Origin of the sequence: Psychrobacter proteolyticus (genome assembly GCF_038155145.1) — a bacterium.
GTDB classification, from domain to species: Bacteria; Pseudomonadota; Gammaproteobacteria; order Pseudomonadales; family Moraxellaceae; genus Psychrobacter; species Psychrobacter proteolyticus_B.
In genome coordinates this window covers 1-208 of record NZ_JBAKAY010000259.1, presented here as the reverse complement: position 1 = coordinate 208, position 208 = coordinate 1, and the positions used below count along the sequence as shown (strand labels likewise).

The following is a 208-nucleotide window of genomic DNA, read 5'->3' as shown; positions in this document are numbered from 1 at the left end:
GTTTGAGAATCAGTTAAGAAAAACTAACCTTGGTAGTTTTAAGAAATAATTGAAAAATAAATAAAAAAACAAAGGACATATATATGGCGTATTTGTTAATGAAATCCAACCCTAAATTTTTTGGGATTAAAGATTTGCAGCGCTTGGGCACCGACGGTTGGGACGGCGTTCGGAACTACCGTGCGCGTAATTTTATGCGTGATGATAT

Annotated in this window: 1 protein-coding gene; it reads left to right on the top strand. The window is 35.6% G+C overall.

Annotation, left to right across the window (positions count from 1 at the left end):
- Positions 1-83 precede the first annotated feature (83 nt).
- Positions 84-208 (top strand): EVE domain-containing protein (locus V6252_RS13755; protein ID WP_341610796.1); only part of this gene is annotated, 125 nt, incomplete at its 3' end.